We start from the raw sequence: 21,555 nt of genomic DNA, 5'->3' as shown, positions 1-21,555 counted from the left end.
TTCTGCTTCACATCGTGCTGCGCGCCACACGCCCTCGAACCGATCAGATGTCAGGATGGTTCGGAAATCCTGGAGAGCGTGCCATCCAGCACACCTTCGAACAGAAAGGTGTAGTCACACTCAGGACAGACAAGATAAGTATTTGCAACGGTGCACGCGCGATCGTAGCGATCCAGCACCACCGGCGTGTGGCAACTCGGACAGTTCAGATGTGGTGTAGGGCTTTTCATCATGGCGTTTCCTCTTATACTGTATTTTCGTACAGCAATCAGAAAGGAGCAAGCTCATGAGCCGTCGTGACGTTGACCTCGAGCTGCTGGTCATCGACGACTCCATGGCCCAGCGCTGGCTCGAGGCCTTGCAGCGCGAGTTGCCCTGGCTCGCCTCCTGCGCCGGCGTGAAGCCCTCCCCATCCTTGCTCAAGGCCGTCGGAACGAAGGCCTACATCAGTTCCGGCAACCTGCTCGAACTCTCCGCTGAAGGCAGCTTCGGCAGCCGAACATCGATCGTCATCGATGGCGAGAACTGGTCGTGGCGCTGAGCCGGCCGGCTTCCAAGCCGTTGGCGGAGACATCGCCCCAGCCTTCAAGCGGCCGCGCCTGATCTGCTCGAGCCGCCGTCGGCGACGGAATGCTTGCCCGGCAAGCGTGTGGAGCCGAAAATCTCCTCGTCTGCATCGGGCAAAACCCGGAAACGGGCCATGCTCGAAGCGCCTCACCAAGGAGACACAGCGATGTCCTCCACCAAGCATGACTCCCAGTCGGGGCTCTCTCTCCCGGATCTGCCGGATCGCATGCGCGCGATGGTGCTCGAACGTCCTTTCGAGCCCTTGAAGGCTGTCGAGCTGCCGCGCCCCGTGCCGCAGGCCGGCCAGGTTCTGCTCCGGGTCGAAGCCTGCGGCGTCTGCCGCACCGACCTGCATCTGATCGACGGCGAATTGCCCGACCCCGTGCTGCCGATGATTCCCGGCCACGAGATCGTCGGCCGCGTCGCCGCGATCGGCAGCGGCGTGCACGGCATCCGCCTCGGCCAGCGCATGGGCGTGCCCTGGCTGGGCTGGACCTGCGGCCACTGCGCCTACTGCGACAGCCAGCGCGAGAACCTGTGCGACGAGGCCCGCTTCACCGGCCACCAGATCCACGGCGGCTATGCGCAATTCACCCTGGCCGACGCGCGCTACTGCTTTCCGCTCGACGGCGCGATCGACGCCGCCGAGGCCGCGCCGCTGCTGTGCGCCGGCCTGATCGGCTACCGGGCGCTGGCGATGGCCGGCGACGCGCGCCGACTGGGCATCTACGGCTTCGGCGCCGCCGCCCACATCATCTGCCAGGTCGCCGTCTGGCAAGGACGCGAAATCTACGCCTTCACCCGCCGCGACGACACAGCCAGCCGCGACTTTGCGCGCTCGCTCGGCGCCTGCTGGGCCGGTGTATCGGACGAACTGCCGCCGCAGCCGCTGGACGCCGCGCTGATCTTTGCCCCGGCGGGCGAACTGGTGCCGGCCGCGCTGCGGGCGCTGAGCAAGGGCGGCAGCGTGGTCTGCGCGGGCATCCACATGAGCGACATCCCCTCCTTCCCCTACGACATCCTGTGGGGCGAACGCCGCATCATGTCGGTCGCCAACCTGACCCGGCGCGACGGCGACGAATTCCTCGCCCTGGCTGCCCGCGTACCCGTACGCACCGAAGTGACGCGCTTCGCGCTGGCCGATGCCAACGACGCCCTCGACCGGCTGCGCCGGGGTGCGCTGCAGGGCGCTGCGGTGCTGATTCCCTGATGACCCACCAGCCAGGCTTGCCGTTCTCCATCAACTGTTTAAAATTACAGCCATCCACAAGGAGGCTGTAATGAACGTCCGCAGCGAGAAGCTCACCGCCCGCCAGCAGGAAATCCTCGATTTCATCCGCGCCACCGTCGAAAGCGAAGGCCGCCCCCCACTCGTGCCGAAGTCTGCACCGCCTTCGGTTTCCGCTCACCCAACGCGGCCGAAACCCATCTGCGCGCGCTCGCCGCCAAAGGCGCCATCCTGCTGGAAGAAGGCCGCGCCCGCGGCATCCGCCTGGCCGAAGCGCTGGGCCTGCCGCTGGTCGGCCGCGTCGCCGCCGGCAGCCCGATCCTGGCGGCGGAGCATGTCGAAACCCGGCTCCAGCTCGACCCCGCATTGTTCTCGCCGCGCGCCGACTACCTGCTGCGCGTGCGCGGCATGAGCATGCGCGACGCCGGCATCCTCGACGGCGACCTGATCGCCGTGCATCGCAGCCCCGAGGCGCGCAACGGCCAGATCGTCGTCGCCCGGCTGGAAGACGAAGTCACCGTCAAGACGCTGCAGCGTAAGGGGCCGCTGGTCGAGCTGCTGCCCGCCAACCCCGACTTCTCGCCCATCGTCGTCGACACCCGGCGCGATCCGCTGGCCATCGAAGGCATCATGGTCGGCCTGATCCGCCAGGATCACTGAATTTTCCCTGTCCTGTCCGCGCCTGCCGCGCATCGACGAATCACGCGGAGCACGCCGTGGCCCAGTTGCTCGAGAACCTGCCCGCCGGCCTCGTCTGGCAGGGCTCGCATCTGGCGCTGCCGCCCGGCGGCATCCTGCCCACCGGCTTTCCGGCACTCGATGCGGAGCTGCCCGGCGGCGGCTGGCCGGCCGGCGCGCTGATCGAACTGCTGGCCGAACACCCCGGCGTGGGCGAGCTGTCCCTGCTGCTGCCGCTGATGCGCAAGGCCGGCGCCGAACGCTGGATCGCCTGTATCGCGCCGCCCTTGCTGCCCTACGCACCGGCGCTGGCCGCTGCCGGCGTGCTGCTGCAGCGCCTGCTGCTGGTCCAGCCAAGCAGCGCGGCAGAAGCCCTGTGGGCCGCCCGCCAGGCGACGGCCAGCGGCGCCTGTGCCCTGGTGCTGACCTGGCTTGCGCGGCCCGACACCGCAGCGCTGCGCCGCCTGCAACTGGCTGCCGAAGAAAGCGCCACGCCACTGTTCCTGTTCCGCACACGCGGCATGGCACACCATGCCTCACCCGCGCCCTTGCGCCTGGCCCTGGCTCCCACGACCGGGGGCTGCGCATCGACATCCTGAAACGGCGCGGCCCGCCTGCAGCACGCCCTGTGCTGCTGAGCTGGTGCGACGACACCACCGCGACGAACGACGCCTGCGCCGGCACGGCACGGCGCCTCGCCCTCGTCGGCTGAACAAAGATGCCGTGGCTCGCGATCAAGCTGCCGGAGCTGCCGCTGCAGATATTCACCCGCGGCCTGGCCGACGAGGACACGCCGCTCGGCGTGATCGACAGCGGCCGCCGTAACCGCATCCTCGCCGCCAACGGCGCTGCCCGCGCCCAGGGCGTCTTTGCCGGCCAGGCCTTGTCGGCCGCCCAGGCCATGGCGCCGACGCTGCAGCTGCAAGCTCGCCAGACCGCACGCGAAGCCGCCCTGCTGAATGAAATCGCCTGCTGGGCCGGGCGCTTCACGCCGCGTATCAGCCTTGCTCCGCCCGACACCGTGCTGCTCGAGATCGGTGCCAGCCTGCGCCTGTTCGGCGGCGTGGACGCGATCCGCCAGCAAGCCCGCGAAGGCCTGCTGCAACTCGGCATCGAAGCCCGCCTCGCCTGCGCACCCACGCCGCTGGCCGCCTGCTGGTTCGCTGCCTGCGGGCAGGACCCCGCGGCCGGCATCGACTGGCGCGAGGCGCTGGACGGCTTGCCGCTGTCCGTACTCGGCAGCGGCGCGGACGGCGACCCGGCTCTCCCCCAAACGCTCGCTCATGCCGCCACGGCCTGTTCCGCCAGCGCGCTCGAACTGCTGGACGGCCTCGGCGCCCGCAGCATCGGCGCGGTACGTGCATTGCCCGCGGCAGGCCTGGCCCGTCGCCAGGCCCAGGCCGTCGGCCTGCTGATCGCCCGCGCCCGCGGCGAACAGCCCGACCCTCGCCCCTGGTTCGAGCCGCCTGCGCGCTTCTCGCACGAACTGGCGCTGCCGGCGCCGACCCATCACAGCGAAGCCCTGCTGTTCGCCGCCCGCCGATTGTTCGCCAGCCTGTCGGCCTGGCTGCAGGCCAGGCATGCAGGGATCGACCATTGCCGCCTGGCGCTGGTCCATGAAGGCAGCGGGGAAACGCCGCTGGACATCGTGCTCGGCCATCCTTCAGACGATGCGGAGCATCTCGCCCTGATCACGCGCGAACGCCTGGGCATGCAGGTGCTGCCTGCCGAGATCTGCATCCTGCGCCTGGAAGCCGAGCATCCGCTCGAGCGCGGCGCGCATGCCACCGACCTGTTCGGCACTCCCGGCCAGGCCCGGGACGAAGCACTGCGGCTGCTCGACCGCCTGCGCGCACGGCTCGGCGACGGCGCGGTGCGCCGCCTCGCGCCGCTTGCCGACCACCGCCCGGAAGTCGCCTGGAAAACCTGCGGGGAGCAGCCCCGCAGCAGCCAGGCAGAACCTTCCCTCACCCGAAACTTGCGTCCCCTGTGGCTGCTCCCTGCACCGCGAGCGATCGACCCACGGCAGAGCACGCTGCTCGGCAACGCCGAACGCATCGAAAGCGGCTGGTGGGATGAAGGCGACATCCAGCGCGACTACTACCTCGCCCGCCGTGACGACAGCAGTCTGTGCTGGGTTTTCCATGATCTCGCATCGCCGGACGGCTGGTTCCTGCACGGCTGCTTCGGCTGACGCGGTCGCTGCGCCGGGAAGCGCCTTGCGAACGTAGTACTCCCCGGCACATTTTTCCCGGCCTGCCGGACAAGAACAGACATGCCCTCCCCCTCTTCTCCTCACGCTCCCGACATACCTGCCGAACTGCCGGGCGACGCCGCCCGCCGCCGTGCCAAACGGAGCCTGCTCACCTTCATCATCGCGCTGCCGATCTCGTGGTGGCTGTTCAGCCGGCTCGAACCGATCTGGGACCGGATCCTCCCGCTCGAAGGCCTGCCTTTCATGGCCGCGGCCACGCTGCTCGGCGCGGTACTGGCGATTGCACCGCTGGTGGCCGCCATCGGCTTCCTGCTGGCGGTCTGGTTCGGCGTGGACAGCGTCTACCTGCCCAGGCGCACGACCAGCGCTGCGCTCGACAAACCCATCGTCGCAGTCGGCCTGCTGGTGTGGTTCTCGCCCGCGCTGGCCGCCATTGCCGCGCCGGGCGCGGCCTGTATGAGGGCCGCATCCATTTCGTGCGCCCACCGCGCGACTACTTCCTCGCCACCGATCCGATCGCCTTCTGGCAGGGTGTGGGTTTCTGGCTGATCATGGCCGTGCTGTTCGGCTTCCTCGCCTGGCGCTACTGGCATCCGCGCCTGTTCCCCCGCAGCGCGACGCAAGGTTGAGTCCTTCCAGCACGCTCGCCGTGTCGTCAGCCGCGCCGCCGCCGTCCGCAGTGGCCATCGCCCGCCAGTTGCTGCACCACGCCTGGCCGGTGCTGGTCGCACAGGTGCTGTCGATGGGCATGATGATCGCCGACACGCTGATCGCCGGCCGCTACGGCACGGCCGATCTCGCGGCGGTCGCGATCGGCAACGGGCTCTACATTTCCGTGGTGATGCTGCTGGTCGGCATCCTGCAGGCGGTCGCGCCGACGATCGCCCACCATGTCGGTGGCGGAAGAACCAGCGCGATCGGGCCGGCCCTGCAGCAGGGTTTCTGGCTGGCGCTGATGCTGGCCGTGCCGGGCTGCCTGGTGCTCGGCCAGCCGGAGACCCTGCTCCGCTTCGCCCGCGTGCCGCCCGAGATTGCCGAAGGCGCCGGCGCCTACCTGCGGGCCACCGCCTTCGGCCTGCCGGCGGTGCTGCTGTATCGCACCTTCTACGCCTTCAACAACGCGGTTGGACGGCCGCGGGTGCTGATGGTCATCAGCTTCATTGCTGTCTGCGTGCATGTGCCACTCGCCTGGGCGCTGACCCACGGCCTGTTCGGCTTCGCCGGCCTGCCCGCGCTCGGCGGCATCGGCTGCGGCATCTCGACCGCCATCGTCAGTTGGCTGGGACTGGGTTGCGGCCTGCTGCACCTGCTGCGCAGCCCGGCCTACCGCCAGTACGCGATCTTCTCGCGCTGGCAGGCGCCCCGCCCGCGCGAGATCGGCCTGCTGCTGCGCCTGGGCATGCCGATGGGTTTTTCCACCTTCATCGAGATCACTTCCTTCACGCTGATCGCGCTGTTCGCCGCCCGCCTCGGTTCCGAAGCGGTGGCCGGCCATCGGGTGGTCGCCAACCTGTCGGCGCTGGTCTACATGCTGCCGCTGGCGATGTCGATCGCCACCCTGGTGCTGGTCGGCCAGGCAGCCGGCGCACACGACTGGGCACGTGCACGCGCGACGGTGAAAGTCAGCCTGTGGCTGAGTTCCGGCTTCGCCATGCTGATCGGCATCGGCCTGTGGCTGCTGCGCGAGCCGGTGATCGGCCTGTCATCAACCGACCCGGCGGTACGCACGGTGGCGCTCGGCCTGATCGTCTACATCTGCATCTATCAACTGACCGACGCGATCCAGACCGTGGCCGCGCATGCCTTGCGCGGCTTCAAGGTCACGCTGCTGCCGATGCTGCTGCACACCCTGTGCTTCTGGGGCGTCGGCCTGGGCGGCGGCTACTGGGCCACCTATCACGCCTTCGGCCGCGAGGCGGCGCCCAGCGTCGCCGGCTTCTGGGAAGCCAGCGTGGCCGCGACCGTGCTGGCTTCCGTGCTGTTCGGCTGGCTGCTGCTCAGGGTGATGGGACGCCAGCAGGCGCCACCGAGTACCTGATGCAGGGGGTCGGGTGGGTCGAAACCCACCACTCTGCGACCATGTTCGATGGGTTTCGCGTCGCTCTACCTGTGCGGTCCGACCCACCCCATTCCATGTCACGCAGCCCGGCCCAGCCAGCCCCGACGCAGCTTCAGCGCGCTGGCGGCAGCCTTGGCTGCGGGCTTCAGGCTGATCTTGTCGACGACCGGCTCGCCCAGCACCACGCTGAACACCATCAACTCGTCGCGGCGGAAGGCGTGGATCTCCACTTCGTCGCCGGGCCGGCGCCGGGCGAGCATGTCGTCGAGCGCCTTGCCGCTGCCCAGCCTGAGGCCGTCGAGCGCGATCAGCACGTCGCCGGCCGACAGCCCGGCCGCCTGCGCCGCACCGCCGTCATGGACGCTGGCGAACCTGCATTCGCCATTGCCGGCCGCCAGCTTGATACCGAGCGAAGGCGCGGCGGCCGTCGGCTCGGCCTGCCAGTCGATGCCGAAACCCTTCAGCAGCTTCGCCAGCGGCAGGTCGTCGGTGCCCTCGACCGTCTTCTTCAGCCAGCGCGCAAGCTTGCTTCCCAGTGTGCTGCCGCCCACCTCGCGCACCGCGTCGAAGATGCCCTCTTCCGCCACCCCCAGCCCGGTCTGCCCATGGCGTTGCCACAGCAGGCGCATCACGTCGTCCAGGCTGGTTCGGCCGTCGCTGCCGGCACGCAACTGCAGGTCGAGCGCGAGGGCGATCAGCGCGCCCTTGGCGTAATAGCTGACGATGGCGTTGGGCGCGTTCTCGTCCTGGCGGTAATACTTGGTCCATGCATCAAAGGACGATTCCGCCACGCTCTGCTTGCTCCGCCCGCTGCCGCGCAGCACGGCGGAGACGGTCTTGCCGAGCAGGCCGAGATAGTCCTCGGGCGTGATCACGCCGCTGCGCACCAGCGCAAGGTCATCGTAATACGAAGTGAAGCCTTCGAAAGCCCACAGCAGGCGGGTGTAGTTTTCCTGGGTCAGATCGTAAGGCGTGAAGGCCGCCGGCTTGATGCGCTTGACGTTCCAGGTATGGAAATACTCGTGGCTGCACAGGCCGAGAAAGCTCTTGTAGCCGTCGGGCAGGCCTTCCATGCCCTTCCACGGCAGATCGGCGCGGCTGCACAGCAGCGCGGTCGAAGCGCGATGCTCCAGCCCGCCGTAGCCGTCGCCCACCACCATGGTCAGGAAAGCGTAGTAATCCATCGGCGGCGGCGCGCCGAACAGCTTGATCTGCCATTCGCAGATCCGCTGCAGGTCCTTGCACAGGCGCTCGAGGTCGCAATCGTGACGGCCGGTCAGCACCACGTCGTGGGTGGTGCCGGCGGCCTCGAAATGGCCTAGGGCGAAGCTGCCCATCTCGACCGGGTGATCGATCAGCTCGTCGTAGTCTGCGGCGCGATACCAGCCGAAACCGTAGGGCCGCGCCGCACCGACGACGCCGTGTGCAAGCGGCAAGGCGGTGGCGACTTTCCAGTCGCGGTATTCGGCGCCATCCGGCCGCTCGATGTCGACCAGGCAGGGACGATCGGTGCGCCCTTCCACCGCCAGGAACACGCTGGTGCCGTTGAAGAAGCCGTGGGTGCCGTCCAGATGGGCGGCGCGTACCGACAGATCCCAGGCATAAATCTCGTAGTGCAGGCAAAGCACGCCGCCGTCCGCCAGGGGCGCGGCACGCCAGCTGTGCTTGTCGAGCTTGTCGACCGGCCAGGGTTCGCCATCCAGCTCGGCGCGCAGTGTGACGATGTTGCGCGCGAACTCGCGGATCATGTAGCTGCCCGGAATCCACGCCGGCAGGCGGAAAACCTGGCCGGCCGGATCGGGATTGCGGACGGTGCAGCTCACATGGAAAAGATGGGCGCCGGGATTGGCCGGGCGGATACGGTATTCGACGGCGGGCAAGGCGGAAGGCATCGTGTCGCGGGTCCGGTTGTCAGCGGGATTGGCACGGGGCTCGAACCTTCGTGCGGGAAGCCCTGTATTTACCATCCTGCATCGCCCGCGTCGACCCGGGCTGCCGCCCGCGCTCCTCGCCGGGCAGCACTCGTGCCCGGCCCCCAGCTCCGTCGCCGCTCAGCCTTCGACCGGACGCCGCTTCAGCAGCAGGCCGCTTTCGAGATGGTGGGTATAGGGGAACTGGTCGAACACCGCGGCGGCGGCGATCTCGTGCGTATCGTGCAGCGCGGCGACGTTGTCGCGCAGCGTGGCCGGGTTGCAGGACACGTACAGGATGCGCTCGAAGCCGCGGGCGAGCGCGACCGTGGCCGCATCCAGCCCGCTGCGCGGCGGATCGACGAACAGCGTCGAAAAGCGGTAGCCGCCGAGGTCGATCTCCTTCATGCGGCGGTATTCCCGCCCGCCGGCCAGCGCGTCGCTGATCTCGTCGCTCGACATGCGCACCATGGCGACGTTGCCGATGCCGTTGGCGTCCAGGTTGTAGTTGGCCGCGCGCACCGAGGACTTGCTGACTTCGGTCGCCAGCACCTTGCCGAAGGCCGGCGCCAGCGCCACGGTGAAGTTGCCATTGCCGCAGTACAGCTCCAGCAGGTCGCCGCCGGCATCCGCCACCTGGCGGCGGGCCCAGCCCAGCATCTGCCGGTTAACGCCGGCATTGGGCTGGGTGAAGCTGCCTTCGATCTGCTGGTAGCGCAGCGTGCGGCCGTCGAGTTCGAAGGATTCCAGCAGCCAGTCGCGGCCGAGCACGATCTTCTGCTTGCGGCTGCGGCCGATGAGCTGCACGCCGAAGCGGTCCGCCAGCGCCTGCGCCGCCTGTGTCCAGTCGTCGCCGAGCGGGCGGTGGTAGATCAGGCTCACCATCAGCTCGCCGCTGTGGGTGGCGAGGAACTCGACCTGGAACAGCTTGCGCTTGAGCACTTCGCTATCCTGCAGGGCATCGCGCAGGCGCGGCATCAGTTCGCGGATCGGCTGCGCCGCGGCGGGGAAATCCTCGATCAGCACGACTTTCTTGTCGTCGCCGGCGGTCTCGAACATCGCATAGTCGATGCGCCCGCTGTGGTGCCACAGGCGGAACTCCGCGCGCATGCGGTAGTGCAGCGGCGCCGAGCGGAAGACTTCCGGCTCGGGCAGGCCGAAATCGGCGAAATCCCGCTTGAAGGCGGCGAGCTTGACGGCCAGTTGAGATTCGTACTGGGCGGGGTCGATGGACATGGCAGGCGCCCGGAGAAAAGTCGGCGGGAAAAACACAAAAGCCGGCTGCTTGGCCGGCTTCATCGCTTCTTCGAATGTTCTGGTGGGCGGTACTGGGATCGAACCAGTGACCCCTGCCGTGTGAAGGCAGTGCTCTACCGCTGAGCTAACCGCCCGATCCGGCGAAAGATTCGCGCGATCGGTCTGCGAAAGGAGGCGCTTGAGGCCTGGTGGGCGGTACTGGGATCGAACCAGTGACCCCTGCCGTGTGAAGGCAGTGCTCTACCGCTGAGCTAACCGCCCTTCCGCAAAGAGGGCGCATTGTAGAAGCCGCGCCCGGGCCCGTCAAGCCGGCTTTTTGCTGTCAGTTGGATATCCAATCGACAGCAAAGGCAAGCCCGGCCACAGCCGCGAATCCGCTTGCCACCAGTACGGCAGCAGCAGCGATATCCTTGGCGGCACCGATTTCGGGGTGCTGCTCGGGATGCAGGTGGTCGATCAGGGTTTCGAGCGCCGTATTGAGCAATTCAGCCATCAATACAAAGCCCACTGCGAGCCCCAGGATCGCCCACCACACCGGCGCGGGCCGCGTGGCGAGCAGCACGGCCAGCATCCCGGCCGCGGCAGCCAGATGCGTACGGAAACTGCGTTCGGCGCGAAGCGTGCGCTTCAACCCCAGCAGCGCAAAATGCAATCGCCGGGAAAAGTGCTGGCCTTTCATCGGCGTTTTCCCCAAACCAGTTCGGCCACCATCCACCAGCCCAGAGCCCAGGCTCCGCCAGCCAGCCATCCCGCCAGCACGTCGGTCGGCCAATGGACGCCGAGATAGACTCGGCTCAAGCCCACGATGCCCGACAGCAAGAGTGCGGCCCCCACGATGTAGCATTTCTGGGCCCGCGTATCGGCGAGACGGACGAGCAGGATGGCGAGCGTCAGGTAAGCACGGTGGCCGACATCATCGAGTGCCCACTCGGAAAGCTCGCACTCGTGACGAAATCACCATGCGGGATCACGTCCGGCCGCGGCCGCGAAAAAGCCCCTTGAGCAGTGTGCTGAGCAGTACTTCCAGCGCCGAAGCCAGCACGAACAGCGCCATGCTTCCTCGCCGGGACAACAGCAGGAACAGCACGGCCAGGCACACCACCAGGCTGAGCCCCAAGGTACTGCCCAGCGCGGAGGCGTCGCGCATCATGGACTGCAGCCACATCGGCCCACCGCCATCGGGCTGCGGATGCAAGGCCAGCATGATGGCGCGATCCATGTCGAGGGTAGCGCCCGCCGCCACTTCATGCGCAACGACGACGAAGCCCCCGACCGCCAAGGCCAGCAGCACGGCCGCGGGCGTACGGGGTTCCAGCCATGTGCGCAGAAATCTCATCTCCTCCCCTTCCGCCGATGCCGCGTTCGCTCCCGATGCGGCAACAGTCTGCCGCGCCGCCGCTAAAATGGTCAATCGATCAATGACAAGCGCGAGAGCAGCACTCTGCGTCGCTTCCGACCCGCCACGATCCCATGCACGACCTGAGCACCGACTTCATCCGCTGCGCCCGCCTCATTGCCGAAGCCGACGGGCTTCTCGTCACGGCCGGCGCCGGCCTCGGCGTCGATTCCGGCCTGCCGGATTTCCGCGGCAACGAAGGCATGTGGCGAGCCTACCCGGCACTCGGCAAGGCCCGCATGCAGTTCCAGGAGATCGCCAATCCGGCCGCCTTTCACGACCAGCCCCGGCTGGCCTGGGGTTTCTACGGCCACCGGCTGGCCTTGTACCGGCAGACTGTGCCCGGCGCCGCGTTCGACATGCTGCGGGAGATTGCACGGCACCTGCCCCACGGCGCTTTCGTCTTCACCAGCAACGTGGACGGGCAGTTTCAGAAGGCTGGTTTCGACCCGGATCGCATCGTCGAATGCCACGGCTCGATTCATCACCTGCAATGCCTGGAGCCATGCAGCAGCGCGATCTGGCCCGCCGGGGATTTCGCCCCCGAGGTCGATGCCGACGCCTGCGAACTGCTCAATACTTTCCCCTCGTGCCCCCGCTGCGGCGCGCTGGCGCGTCCCAACATCCTGATGTTCGGCGACTGGGGCTGGATCGAAGACCGTTCGAGGCGCAGCAGGCGCGGCTGGATGCCTGGCGGCACACGGTCGAACGCCTGGTCGTGATCGAGATCGGCGCCGGCACTGCCATCCCGTCCGTCCGCCTGTTCGGCGAAAGACAGGGGGCGCCGCTCATCCGCATCAATCTGCGCGAAGCGGGCATGACGTCAGGGACGAAGGTGTGCCTGCCGCTGAGTGGCAGCGAGGCCATGAACGGCATCGTGAATGCCTTGTGCGAAGAAGGGTTTCCTGGCGCCTGAAAAATTCACGCCTGTGGAGCACTAGCCCAACGGCGGTTTTGCCTTGCTCGGCGACGGAAAAGCGAAAGCCCGGGCACGCCGGGCTTTCGAATTGCTGACTGGCAGCGTGTCCGGCGGGTGCTGACGGGCTCGAATTTTTTATGCAATATGCTGATTAAAAAGGCAATTTTTCAGTTCTAACTTTTGCATACCCCCACTTATACCCCACACTACCCACGACTGGCGTTTGCCCGAGTCCGGCACGCCGTTGAACTGCCGATGGCGGGCGAGTGTGTCAGCGTTATTGCAGGGTGACATTGTAGGCGAAAGGCACGCCACAGCCGCCCTAGTCGAGAGGCCTGTAACACCCCCCGTCCCCTCTGCGCCGCACCCTACCACCTATACGCCATATCGACTATCTCATTTCACGCTAGACGCTCTTTCGTTTAAACTGAATCAAGATTAGTCGTTATCACGTATATAGAGCCCAGCATGAAGCCGCAACCGCGTATCCGCAACCCCGAGACGCTCGCCCTGCTGGGCAAGCAGTTGCGTCGTGCCCGCGAGGCCGCTGGCTTGGTCCAAAGCAATGTGAAGCACATGCGTCAGGGCACCGTATCGAAGATCGAAAATGGCCGCGAAGTCACGCTGGACACCTTTCTCACCTACGCTGCCTCGCTTGGACTGGAGGTCGCGCTGGTCCCGCTCGGGCAAGCCGCCCTGCTCCAGCCGAAGATGCCTTCCGACGAACGGACCTCGACCGCCCCTGAACCGGCACCGATGGATCTGCTGACCGAATTCGATCATCTGAAGGACCCGCAATGAGTACCGTGCACTCACTGGAAGTGCGCTTGGGCGATCTGCGGGTCGGCTACCTGACGCACTACCTGGACGAAAAGACGATCTTCGTCGTCAGCGAGGATTTTATCGACCTCGGCCCCTCGCGTCCCATCCTCACGCTGTCTATGGCCCGCCCGGGCGAAGAGGCACAGACGCGGGCGCTGCTTCGCGATGAGCGCCACAAGTCCGCGTCGGTCAAGGCACCACCCTTCTTCTCGAACCTGCTGCCCGAGGGCGGCTTGCGTGCCCGCATCGCCGAGCGACTGAAGGTCCACGAGGATCGGGAATTCCTGTTGTTGACCGCGCTCGGGCACGACCTCCCCGGTGCCGTGGTTCTGGTGCCCACCGACACGCCTGACCATCTCCGCATGAAACACGGCCTGCCGGTCTCGCCGGCGGCCGACGAGCTGGCTGAACTGAAGTTCTCGCTCGGCGGCATGCAGATGAAGTTCTCGATGCTACGCCAAGGCGAGCGCTACACACTCAACACCGGCGGCAGCCTGGGCAACTACATCATAAAGCCGCCTTCCCGGGACTTCGAAGCCTTGCCACAGGTCGAGGCAGCAACAATGGAAACCGCCCGTGCCGTCGGCATCGACGTTCCAGAGTGATGCTGCTGCTGCCGGAGCAGATCGACGGCCTGCCCGGTATGTCCGGCTACGGCCGCGGCGAACCGTTCTACGCGATCCGGCGCTTCGATCGCCCCGATGGCGGCCGCACGCACGTCGAAGACTTCGCCCAGGTTTTCAACCTGCGTCCCACCCAAAAGTATGGGCGGGTCAACTACGACATGATCGCGCTCACGCTGCTGCGCTACGCGGGTGGCCTGCCGGACCTGAAGGAAATGACCCGCCGTCTCGTGCTCAACGTCCTCTTGGGAAACGGCGACGCCCACATCAAGAACTGGTCCCTCATCTACGGCGATCCGACGCATCCGCGCCTGGCTCCGGCCTACGATCTAGTGTCCACGGTAGCCTACACTACCCATGACACATCGACCGCTCTCAACATGGCGGGCATTAAACGCTTCGACACGATCAGCCTGGACACCTTTGCCGCCCTGTTCGCCCGGATCGGCCTGCACGACCAGGTGCGTGACGACTTGCTGGAAGAAGTCCGCATCACGGCTCACCGTGTGCAGACCGCATGGCAAACCAACTTTGCCGCGGCTGGCGTGCCCGAGCACCTGACCCGTAAGGTCGAGGCACATATCCTGGCCAGCCGACTGAAGCAGGCATGAGCAAACTCACCCCATGAAAACTGCTCCAGCGTCTTGCCGATCGCTCAGGTGTGGCGCCCGTCGATGGACAGGCTGCCCTCCTCACCCCTACTGCAGAGACGACTCCCGCCACTCTGAGTCTATGGCATGCAGGGTAGCCATCCGCTCAGCGGCCGGCTTTCGGCCTCAACTGCCGGCCAGCCTACGCCGATTGAGCGGAAGCAGTGTTGCCGACACCTGCCGCACGGCGCTCGGCGCCGTCGAACGGCCGGTCTCTGGTCCATCGAACTGGTCGTATCGACCCGAGGCATACGCTCAAAGGACTGGCTTTCGGCCGGAGCTGTCGGTGGCCTGATGGGTGAAAGCAGGCAGCAATGGCTGGTCACCTGCCGTTCGGCCTTCAGACGACGGCGAACGACAGCTTCCCTCTCCTGCGAACTGGAACTGCCGCCCCATAGGAGTCATTGATCTGCGTGCATTTGCATCCCAAAAACGGGCGCTTACTGCCCGTATTTAGGCAAAGCTCGTCAAGCTCCGCTCAATTTGGCTCCTCTGCCAGAGATTCACCAAATGGTGCTTGAGCCGCTGATTCCATCAGCCGAAAGATCTCGGTGAAGCTTTGATCGACGCCAGATAAAACTTGCTTCAACTTCTCGAACCTTTCGTCAGAAAGACTCTCTGCAGCTCGAACGTCCATTGGTGAAACCGTCTGCATCACAAAGTCGCAGCGAGTCCAGATCGGCAATGCGGTACTGAAGCAAGTTGCATACGAAACGTCAAGATATTTCTGGTTTGCAGTTTCGGTCTTGGCTGCGTTGCGTGAGAGAAAACGTTGCAGTTCTCGTTTCACCTCACGCTCTGCATCATTGGCCGTATCAACATCACGCGGCACGCTCTCGATGATGCAACTGGAGACGTCGAGGAAAATCAGACCTGCCACCTTCTCGCCAACCTTCGTTGGTGCTTTTGACAATTGGTCTGCAGCCTCTCCAATGCGTTTGTTGAGTTGTTTTTCTGAGGTAAGGCGCTTGCACTCTATATGCACTTTGATGCCATCGCGCCGAGCTACAACGTCTGTCTTCTCGTCGAAGTCGATGGTGTATCCAGCATGTTGAAAACGGGCAGCAACCAGCAACTTTAAGAGATAGTTGCGCGATGATCCCGCCTCTCTTGGCTCTGGAGCTTCCCGGCCTGCGACGACCTGAGATAGTTTGTTGATGAAGTTTATATGCCTAGTTCCCCTGAAACACGTATAGACAACGCAAATGTCAAGGCACTCTCTGTAGGCGAGACTTAGCAGGCTGATGCAAAAGAGCTGAACACCGGACTAACCCAGGGGTTCAAATTGATCTTCACAGGGACTTCGTCGAGAGAATGGGGCTTTCAATGCGACCCACATTGCCGGCATGGACGTTCCGAGACCGATCAGCCCCTGGTTCGTTTGCCCGACTCACGCCGTTCCTCCCGCATTTCCCAATTTCGCGATTCTCAACAAGTTGTAGGCTGCGCCAGAAATGAAGGCCGCCATTTGCGTCTTCGCCTGCCCGATGAATCGCGTCTTGCGCAACCCACCGACCGTCTTGAGCCAGCCGAAGATTTCCTCCACCCGCTTTCGCTTGCGTTGGCTGATCCGATAGCCCTCGGTTCGCGTCGTGCGCCCATCGAGTCCAGGCGTGCAGCGATGGTCGATTCGAGCAATGTGCGGCCGGATACGATGCGCGCGCAGGTGCGCCACGAAATCCTTGATGTGGTAACCCTTGTCGGCCGCCAGACTCTTGGGGTGGATACGCCGTCGGCGGGCGCGGGTGAGCATCGTGCGTGCAGCACGGTGCTCGGCCTGCGTCGATTCCGTGATCAGGATGTCGACACACAGGCCATGACGGTTCTCCATGAGCACATGCCCGCCGTAGCTGAGCCTGGCAGGCTGGCCGTTACCCTTTCGCATGAGCCGTGCGTCAGGATCAGTGCTGCTCTGGTGTGTGGCGTTCGAACGCTTCTCACCTTTGAAATTGACCATCCCCGTGCCATCACCACCGTCTTTCGGCGGCTCGCCGTCCTTGCGCTTGAAACTCTTGAACGAGGCCCAGGCTTCGATGAGCGTGCCGTCGACAAGTGAAGTGATCCGAGGACAGCAAATGTTGCCGGCGCGCCAGGCTCACCACCTCGTCAAAGAAGCGGCGGGCGATATCAGTCGCCACCAGGCGTTCGCGCAGGCGGCTGAAATTCGACTGGTCCAGGCCTGCGCTCTCCAGGTCCATGTCGAGGAACCAGCGAAAGAGGATGTTGTAGTTCAGTTGTTCGCAGAACTGCCGGTCAGACCGGATCGAGTACAGCGCGATCAGCAATTGCCCCTTGAGCAGGCGCTCAGGCGGAATCGACGGGCGGCCGGTACTCGAGTACAGCGCATCCAGGTCCGCCGAAATGGCACTCAGCGCCCGATCGGCCAATTGCTTCACCCTTCGCAGGGGATGATCGGCCGGTACGCGCGATTCCGGCGAGAAATAATGGAACATCGAGGACTGGGGATCGAGTGGGCCGCGCATCGCTGTCAGGACAAGGGATTGAGGAACGGATTTATGACTATCAACTCGCAGGATCGTTCACTAGGTTATGCATCAACCTGTTAGGTTTCGAAATCGCTGACTGCCGCCATCCTGCAAGATGTCCGGCCTGTCACGATAGAACTTATCAATGATTTTTTCATAGCGAGCAAAGCACGAGTTCGCTGCAGGAAGCCCCAGTTCAACTAGCCAGGAATAATCTCCGGCAACTGCTTGAAAATGGCATCTCCATTGATCTCGGGCCTCGACATGAATGAACTCCTTCGGAAGGTTGTGCGGGATCGCTGTTTGAAAGGTATTCAATACTACGTGAGGAAAAGGACATTGAGAATGGCTGCTTTTGGCCGAATAGTACCCCTCGGCATCACCACCGTAAGCAGCCGCCCACACGAGCTTAGCGGGCAGCCGCTCCGGGTTCAGATCTCAATCTGCTCGGAGATCTCCAAGGCGTCATCGACCTCGATGCCCAGGTACCGCACCGTCGACTCAAGTTTGGAGTGGCCGAGCAGGAGCTGAACGGCCCCCAGGTTCTTCGTCCGCTTGTAGATCAATGTCGCCTTCGTGCGCCGCATAGAGTGCGTACCGTAGGCGGACGGATCGAGGCCGGCCGCCGCCACCCAGTGCTCGACGATCCTCGCGTACTGCCGGGTGGAGACATGCGGGGAGTCGTGCCCCCTGCTCGGGAAGAGGAAATCTTCCGACTTCAGGCCCGCTTTCGCGATCCACGCTGCCACGGCCGTGCGCGTAGGCTCGGTCAGTTCGAACTGCACAGGCCGCTGCGTCTTCCGCTACACGACCATAGCGCGTGAGAGCACCCGGTTTCCATGCGTCACGTCGCGCACCCGCAGGCTGACGAGGTCACAGCCTCTGAGCTTGCTGTCGATCGCGAGGTTCATGGCGAGGTCGCGCATCTCGTGCGCGTTCTGCAGATGGATACGGATGACCCAGATGTCCTTGGGCCTCAACGGCGCCTTCTGGCCGACCAGCTTTCCTTGTTCTAGGGTTCGCGATGCTCGTAGCATTCCATGCCAGACCCCTTGGTTGTTGATCGGAGTCTGATTGCTCGCCGCGGAGCGGCCGGCGGCTTCATGGAAGGCCGACGGACTACCGGCCAAGAGCTGACCATCAAGAATTGGCCGAATAGCGGTCGCTCTCAGGGCGTTCGAGTGATCGACTGCGCTAAACTTTTCTCGAAGAAGGCTCTGAGGAGCTTGGACGAGGCGTCGGTGACACTACAATTGTAAACGCTGTGAATATTTTAGAGGGAGGGGAAGTGGGGACTAATTCTGGTGCTGGAGCGGCAGTAGCGTCGGGCGCAAACTATCAGGCAAGGGTTGCAAGCTACATATTGGCCACGGCAATTTGCGGAGTGGAATCAAATCTGCTCCTTGATGGTCAAGCTGCTACGCTTGGATTCGAGACCGCAGAGAGTATAGATGACATTAATGTATTTCTATCTAATGGTCGTCTCGTATACATTCAGGCAAAAGCAAGAATTGATTATTCGCTCTCTCCCGATGGGGAACTTAGGTCAGTATTGAAGCAATTCGAATCCCAAGAGAGTAGTCGATCAAGGGATGGAGATGCATTCGTTCTTACCACTAGCAGCCGCTCCTCAAAGAAAGTTATATACGACATGCGAGCAGCCCTGGATGCATTTCGACTTTCTCCTGAGCATGATTTTTTCCGAGATCAGCCGAAAGCGCTGACCGAAATCATTGTCGAATTGCGGCGGGTAATAGGTGATTTGCAGACCATTGCGGGGCGGTCTCGGAACCTTGCGATTGCTGATCGGATCATACGAAAAAGTTTCGTCGCAGCCCTTGACGTAGAAGCGGGCGACTCTTTGGAACATTCTCTGATCTTGCTGCTTCAATCCCGTAATTTTGTAGCCTCAACGGCTGTATGGGGAAAATTGATAGCAGATTGCATTGAGCATGCAAAAGCACGCCACACACTCGCAGTCGGCGACGCAGAATTGAATTACAAGAAATTTCGGATTTTTGGAGGCAACATCACACCCCAAGCGTCCGATGAACTGATGCAGTTCAAGTTCGGTTCTATGAATTTCCCCGTAGGGAAAGAAGTCGTGCTCTGTCGGGTGCCAGATGGAATGCCTCCATTTTCTCAAGGCATTTCAATAATGGAGTTCTATCGATTTAATGAAGACTGTGCGGAACGAATCTGCTTTACTGAAGACAGCGTCGTTCTTTCTGGTGATCGCCGCATTCCTCTGTTAAGAAGGGCTGCAACCTATTCTGGACTTATGCGCTTAATCGATGGCGACCGGAGCTTGATCGGGGATGCGGAGGTTACGTTTTACCCAATGAACAAGAATGAAGATCTTGAAGTTGGTCTATGTTCAGAGATACATCGCGAGCGGCTGAGAAAATCTGTGCTCGAAAATCCACATCCAGGCAGGTGTCTGCATTGTGGGCGTCCCGTTTCTGAGAAGGAACCTAGTTTGGTCGAGCAGGGACCTTTAATGGAGCCTATTGTTGGGCTATGCCATACGAAATGCCTTCTGCCCGCCGATAGACTGGTTGGAAGGGCAAAGATGGATTTTTTCGAGGACTATCCAGAGTTGGTGAATTTTGACGCAAACGCTTGGTTTCGTGCGTCACATGGAGGACAAATTGCGATCGCAAATGCAAGTATCGTAGTCGGCAGAACCCCACATCTTCTTTGGAGCAGTGACAATTTCAAGTGGCTGGAGAAGCAATACGTCGTAGAGATATCCCTTGTGGGGGGCGGGCGTGAAATAGTGACACTGAGGAATGGGGTGCACAGATTTTCAAAAGCCGAGGCTGATGATTTTGTTGTGCGGCTAAATCAGTCCTTCAACGAAGCGCGTTCCTGCTCTGATCCGTTGTGTTACACGGACCAGTCAAAGGGATTCGGCCAGAGGTCGCTACTGCTTGAACAGCTTGGCGGCAAGGAACGCATCATTCCGGTCGAAGTTGCGCGCGTCCGCAGATATGACGAACGTTTCGCAGCGCGCTATCACCGGCCGGGGTACTGGTATGCACCGCTGCTGTATCTGCGATATTTATCCACGGAGGAGCCAGTGATGGTTCTCGACACTGTGCTGCTTATTAGCGACCCGCTCAAGCTGCGAAATTTCATAGAAAACTGGCGAGAAGCTAAGATCGATGTTTCCGACTATGAGACTCGCAGCATCCTTTCCGACTCTGAATTTGACGAATTCATGCGATTGACCGAGAGAAACGGGTGGCGAGCTGTGATCAATCCCTTGCTCAATCCGGCGAATGGCACCATGGCCTCAGGAATACCGATTAGCTCACTTGATGCCATGATGGAAGACCGTGAAGGAAGGCGATCGGTCTGACGATAGCAAGCGCTACGTTTGTACATGCTGCTACCGACAATCCTGCGTCGGCAGCGTGGATGTTTGCCTCCAACGTCCTTGTAGAACCGCTTTAGGTCGATCCCCGCCAGTTCGATGAGGCAGAGAGCCGCTGGTCGCCGGCGGCGAGCGCAGTGCGGCAGCTGTCGGCAGACTGCTGCCACTCGTTCGGCGCGGCCTCGCCGGCAGCTGAGGCCGAGCACCTGCCCATGGCCTGTCGCCACGAACAGCCGATGTACTTTGTTTCCTGTCTTTCCGGCGACGACAGTTTGAACGCCGGCAGCGAGTCGATTCTGACTGGTCACATCGCCGGACTGGATGGTCAAAAAATGGGCTAACTGGTCATATATGGGCGTAATAACGCAGCGCCTGCGCAGGTTCCCGCGAACCACATCTGCGGCACAGGCGCGGCGCGCCAGACCATCGTGGCTGGGCATGTCCATCCACGATGGCTTCCCAGCGCACGGTCAGCTCGTCGACCTCATCGTCGGTGAGCAAGGCCACACGATGCGAGGTTCTGTGACCGGGTCGGCTCTGCATCACCACGTATCCGTGCCTGGCGACCTGTTCGCCCGTCTGCCGCATGATGGCCGCGCGCTGGGCGGACAGTTCGATCACGTCGGAGAGATACGGGCGATCCAGCCGGCGGGTTTTCAGTTCGACCAGGATGATGACCTCTCTGCGGTCTCGATAGGCACGGCCAACCTTGGCGGTGAGCATCACCCAGCCGGGCGCCTTGAAGAGCTGCTCCGCATAAGCCAGCGTGGCACGCCGCAGTTCCCGGGGCATCCAGGCATTCTCAGGCTGCCAGCGAAGGCAATACGCCCACGCCAGCAGGACAAACGCGAGGATCACCGCGGCGGTCCATTCAAGCACGACGCCCTCCTTCGCGGCCGGCAATGCGATTCGCCCCCCACACGAAGGGGCGGAGCATCAGACGCACCGCCCCGATCAGCACGGGACGTCCTACCAGGACACGGCACACGCCCGGCGCGGCGCGGTGCGGTGCGGTAGTACACCAGGATCAGGCCCCGACCGATCGGCCAGGCGCGCAACACCCGATCGCGAAAGCGCCTCAGCACCATGACTTCCGAGCCTTCGCCGTACACCAGGGTCGCAATGAAGCACGGACCTCTGGCGCCTCGACCCGACTCGGTCTCGCGCAGGAACCGGTAATGCTCGGCATCAGCGCGGGCCATGTCGGCGCGTTACTGCGCCGATCGTCGCTGGCCATGGAGGTGCTCGAACCGAACCAGTTGTTCGCACACCCCCATCTGCGCCAGTTGGGATGCGCTGACGGTGCGCCCGGACCGGCGGCGCCCCCTGCCCGCCTCGCTCACCGCCCTGCCCCGAGTCTGTCGCG

General features: G+C 63.6%; 22 protein-coding genes, 2 tRNA genes and 3 pseudogenes. 13 read left to right on the top strand and 14 right to left on the bottom strand.

Annotated elements, in window-relative coordinates; genetic code table 11:
• Positions 1–50 precede the first annotated feature (50 nt).
• Positions 51–233, bottom strand: coding sequence for a hypothetical protein (locus tag AAFL97_RS09175; protein ID WP_341644644.1), 183 nt, complete (start codon positions 231–233; stop codon positions 51–53).
• Between the two features lie 53 nt (positions 234–286).
• Between AAFL97_RS09175 and AAFL97_RS09170 the strand changes: the two genes are divergently transcribed.
• From AAFL97_RS09170 to AAFL97_RS09140, 7 genes and pseudogenes are all read left to right on the top strand, one after another.
• Positions 287–541 (top strand): hypothetical protein, encoded by a 255-nt coding sequence (locus AAFL97_RS09170; protein ID WP_341644643.1) that lies wholly within the window; start codon positions 287–289, stop codon positions 539–541.
• A 192-nt stretch (positions 542–733) separates the two neighbouring features.
• Positions 734–1,777 (top strand): zinc-dependent alcohol dehydrogenase family protein, encoded by a 1,044-nt coding sequence (locus AAFL97_RS09165; protein WP_341644642.1) that lies wholly within the window; start codon positions 734–736, stop codon positions 1,775–1,777.
• Positions 1,778–1,847: 70 nt separating this feature from the next.
• Positions 1,848–2,455, top strand: a pseudogene (gene lexA, locus AAFL97_RS09160) (transcriptional repressor LexA).
• A gap of 56 nt (positions 2,456–2,511) precedes the next feature.
• The gene (gene imuA / locus AAFL97_RS09155) at positions 2,512–3,072 is read left to right on the top strand and encodes a translesion DNA synthesis-associated protein ImuA (protein WP_341644641.1); all 561 of its coding nucleotides are present in this window, start codon (positions 2,512–2,514) and stop codon (positions 3,070–3,072) included.
• Positions 3,073–3,191: 119 nt separating this feature from the next.
• Positions 3,192–4,667: a Y-family DNA polymerase gene (locus AAFL97_RS09150; RefSeq protein ID WP_341644640.1), complete on the top strand. Its 1,476-nt coding sequence runs from the start codon at positions 3,192–3,194 to the stop codon at positions 4,665–4,667.
• A gap of 81 nt (positions 4,668–4,748) precedes the next feature.
• A complete protein-coding gene (locus AAFL97_RS09145; protein ID WP_341644639.1) occupies positions 4,749–5,237 on the top strand; it encodes a hypothetical protein in 489 nt (162 codons plus the stop codon).
• Between the two features lie 76 nt (positions 5,238–5,313).
• Positions 5,314–6,726, top strand: coding sequence for an MATE family efflux transporter (locus AAFL97_RS09140; RefSeq protein ID WP_341644638.1), 1,413 nt, complete (start codon positions 5,314–5,316; stop codon positions 6,724–6,726).
• Between the two features lie 98 nt (positions 6,727–6,824).
• Here AAFL97_RS09140 and AAFL97_RS09135 read toward each other — a convergent pair whose 3' ends face one another.
• From AAFL97_RS09135 to AAFL97_RS09105, 7 genes are all read right to left on the bottom strand, one after another.
• Complete coding sequence (locus AAFL97_RS09135; RefSeq protein ID WP_341644637.1) at positions 6,825–8,639, bottom strand: M61 family metallopeptidase; 1,815 nt, start codon at positions 8,637–8,639, stop codon at positions 6,825–6,827.
• 159 nt (positions 8,640–8,798) lie between these two features.
• On the bottom strand, positions 8,799–9,893 hold the full coding sequence (gene trmA, locus AAFL97_RS09130; protein ID WP_341644636.1) for a tRNA (uridine(54)-C5)-methyltransferase TrmA: 1,095 nt from the start codon (positions 9,891–9,893) through the stop codon (positions 8,799–8,801).
• Positions 9,894–9,973: 80 nt separating this feature from the next.
• Positions 9,974–10,048: transfer RNA gene (locus tag AAFL97_RS09125), tRNA-Val, on the bottom strand.
• A 52-nt stretch (positions 10,049–10,100) separates the two neighbouring features.
• Positions 10,101–10,175: transfer RNA gene (locus AAFL97_RS09120), tRNA-Val, on the bottom strand.
• 61 nt (positions 10,176–10,236) lie between these two features.
• Positions 10,237–10,593: a diacylglycerol kinase gene (locus AAFL97_RS09115; RefSeq protein WP_341644635.1), complete on the bottom strand. Its 357-nt coding sequence runs from the start codon at positions 10,591–10,593 to the stop codon at positions 10,237–10,239.
• On the bottom strand, positions 10,590–10,748 hold the full coding sequence (locus tag AAFL97_RS09110; protein ID WP_341644634.1) for a phosphatase PAP2 family protein: 159 nt from the start codon (positions 10,746–10,748) through the stop codon (positions 10,590–10,592). Before AAFL97_RS09110 ends, AAFL97_RS09115 begins: the two co-directional genes overlap by 4 nt.
• Positions 10,749–10,881: 133 nt before the next feature.
• Positions 10,882–11,250 carry a hypothetical protein gene (locus tag AAFL97_RS09105; RefSeq protein ID WP_341644633.1) on the bottom strand — a complete coding sequence of 123 codons (369 nt, stop codon included), beginning with the start codon at positions 11,248–11,250 and terminating at the stop codon, positions 10,882–10,884.
• Positions 11,251–11,384: 134 nt separating this feature from the next.
• Between AAFL97_RS09105 and AAFL97_RS09100 the strand changes: the two are divergent.
• From AAFL97_RS09100 to AAFL97_RS09085, 4 genes and pseudogenes are all read left to right on the top strand, one after another.
• A pseudogene (locus AAFL97_RS09100) lies at positions 11,385–12,226 on the top strand (SIR2 family NAD-dependent protein deacylase).
• Positions 12,227–12,697: 471 nt separating this feature from the next.
• Entirely contained in the window at positions 12,698–13,030 is a 333-nt protein-coding gene (locus AAFL97_RS09095; RefSeq protein ID WP_341644632.1) for a helix-turn-helix domain-containing protein, read from the top strand.
• A gap of 26 nt (positions 13,031–13,056) precedes the next feature.
• On the top strand, positions 13,057–13,656 hold the full coding sequence (locus AAFL97_RS09090; protein ID WP_341644631.1) for a type II toxin-antitoxin system HipA family toxin: 600 nt from the start codon (positions 13,057–13,059) through the stop codon (positions 13,654–13,656).
• A complete protein-coding gene (locus AAFL97_RS09085; protein WP_341647126.1) occupies positions 13,656–14,285 on the top strand; it encodes a type II toxin-antitoxin system HipA family toxin in 630 nt (209 codons plus the stop codon). The genes AAFL97_RS09090 and AAFL97_RS09085 overlap by 1 nt, the downstream gene beginning before the upstream one ends.
• A 517-nt stretch (positions 14,286–14,802) precedes the next feature.
• Here the strand turns inward: AAFL97_RS09085 and AAFL97_RS09080 are convergent.
• The 4 genes and pseudogenes from AAFL97_RS09080 to AAFL97_RS09065 form a co-directional block, all read right to left on the bottom strand.
• Positions 14,803–15,399 carry a hypothetical protein gene (locus AAFL97_RS09080; RefSeq protein ID WP_341644630.1) on the bottom strand — a complete coding sequence of 199 codons (597 nt, stop codon included), beginning with the start codon at positions 15,397–15,399 and terminating at the stop codon, positions 14,803–14,805.
• A gap of 315 nt (positions 15,400–15,714) precedes the next feature.
• Positions 15,715–16,807, bottom strand: a pseudogene (locus tag AAFL97_RS09075) (IS5 family transposase).
• Between the two features lie 434 nt (positions 16,808–17,241).
• Positions 17,242–17,595 carry a tyrosine-type recombinase/integrase gene (locus AAFL97_RS09070; protein WP_341644629.1) on the bottom strand — a complete coding sequence of 118 codons (354 nt, stop codon included), beginning with the start codon at positions 17,593–17,595 and terminating at the stop codon, positions 17,242–17,244.
• An 18-nt stretch (positions 17,596–17,613) separates the two neighbouring features.
• Positions 17,614–17,790 carry a hypothetical protein gene (locus AAFL97_RS09065; protein ID WP_341644628.1) on the bottom strand — a complete coding sequence of 59 codons (177 nt, stop codon included), beginning with the start codon at positions 17,788–17,790 and terminating at the stop codon, positions 17,614–17,616.
• Positions 17,791–18,074: 284 nt separating this feature from the next.
• Here AAFL97_RS09065 and AAFL97_RS09060 point away from each other — a divergent pair, with 284 nt between their 5' ends.
• Both AAFL97_RS09060 and AAFL97_RS09055 read left to right on the top strand, forming a co-directional pair.
• A complete protein-coding gene (locus AAFL97_RS09060) occupies positions 18,075–20,174 on the top strand; it encodes a hypothetical protein (RefSeq protein WP_341644627.1) in 2,100 nt (699 codons plus the stop codon).
• 152 nt (positions 20,175–20,326) lie between these two features.
• Positions 20,327–20,530 (top strand): hypothetical protein, encoded by a 204-nt coding sequence (locus AAFL97_RS09055; protein WP_341644626.1) that lies wholly within the window; start codon positions 20,327–20,329, stop codon positions 20,528–20,530.
• 4 nt (positions 20,531–20,534) lie between these two features.
• On the opposite strand, the gene AAFL97_RS09050 is transcribed toward AAFL97_RS09055, so the two are convergent.
• Positions 20,535–21,068, bottom strand: coding sequence for a hypothetical protein (locus tag AAFL97_RS09050; protein WP_341644625.1), 534 nt, complete (start codon positions 21,066–21,068; stop codon positions 20,535–20,537).
• Positions 21,044–21,391 (bottom strand): CFI-box-CTERM domain-containing protein, encoded by a 348-nt coding sequence (locus AAFL97_RS24610; protein ID WP_445954480.1) that lies wholly within the window; start codon positions 21,389–21,391, stop codon positions 21,044–21,046. Before AAFL97_RS24610 ends, AAFL97_RS09050 begins: the two co-directional genes overlap by 25 nt.
• Between the last annotated feature and the right edge of the window lie 164 nt (positions 21,392–21,555).

It is taken from the genome of Thauera sp. SDU_THAU2, assembly GCF_038260575.1.
Classification (GTDB): domain Bacteria; phylum Pseudomonadota; class Gammaproteobacteria; order Burkholderiales; family Rhodocyclaceae; genus Thauera.
This window is presented reverse-complemented; position numbering and strand designations above follow the sequence as displayed.

Bases quoted from the DNA above. Each gene is read 5' to 3' on its own strand.
- trmA (WP_341644636.1), bottom strand. From the start codon at position 9,893: ATGTCCATCGACCCCGCCCAGTACGAATCTCAACTGGCCGTCAAGCTC.
- AAFL97_RS09105 (WP_341644633.1), bottom strand. From the start codon at position 11,250: ATGAGATTTCTGCGCACATGGCTGGAACCCCGTACGCCCGCGGCCGTG.
- AAFL97_RS09095 (WP_341644632.1), top strand. From the start codon at position 12,698: ATGAAGCCGCAACCGCGTATCCGCAACCCCGAGACGCTCGCCCTGCTG.
- AAFL97_RS24610 (WP_445954480.1), bottom strand. From the start codon at position 21,391: ATGGCCCGCGCTGATGCCGAGCATTACCGGTTCCTGCGCGAGACCGAG.
- AAFL97_RS09165 (WP_341644642.1), top strand. From the start codon at position 734: ATGTCCTCCACCAAGCATGACTCCCAGTCGGGGCTCTCTCTCCCGGAT.
- AAFL97_RS09175 (WP_341644644.1), bottom strand. From the start codon at position 233: ATGATGAAAAGCCCTACACCACATCTGAACTGTCCGAGTTGCCACACG.
- AAFL97_RS09135 (WP_341644637.1), bottom strand. From the start codon at position 8,639: ATGCCTTCCGCCTTGCCCGCCGTCGAATACCGTATCCGCCCGGCCAAT.
- AAFL97_RS09115 (WP_341644635.1), bottom strand. From the start codon at position 10,593: ATGAAAGGCCAGCACTTTTCCCGGCGATTGCATTTTGCGCTGCTGGGG.
- AAFL97_RS09170 (WP_341644643.1), top strand. From the start codon at position 287: ATGAGCCGTCGTGACGTTGACCTCGAGCTGCTGGTCATCGACGACTCC.
- AAFL97_RS09150 (WP_341644640.1), top strand. From the start codon at position 3,192: ATGCCGTGGCTCGCGATCAAGCTGCCGGAGCTGCCGCTGCAGATATTC.
- AAFL97_RS09085 (WP_341647126.1), top strand. From the start codon at position 13,656: ATGCTGCTGCTGCCGGAGCAGATCGACGGCCTGCCCGGTATGTCCGGC.
- AAFL97_RS09145 (WP_341644639.1), top strand. From the start codon at position 4,749: ATGCCCTCCCCCTCTTCTCCTCACGCTCCCGACATACCTGCCGAACTG.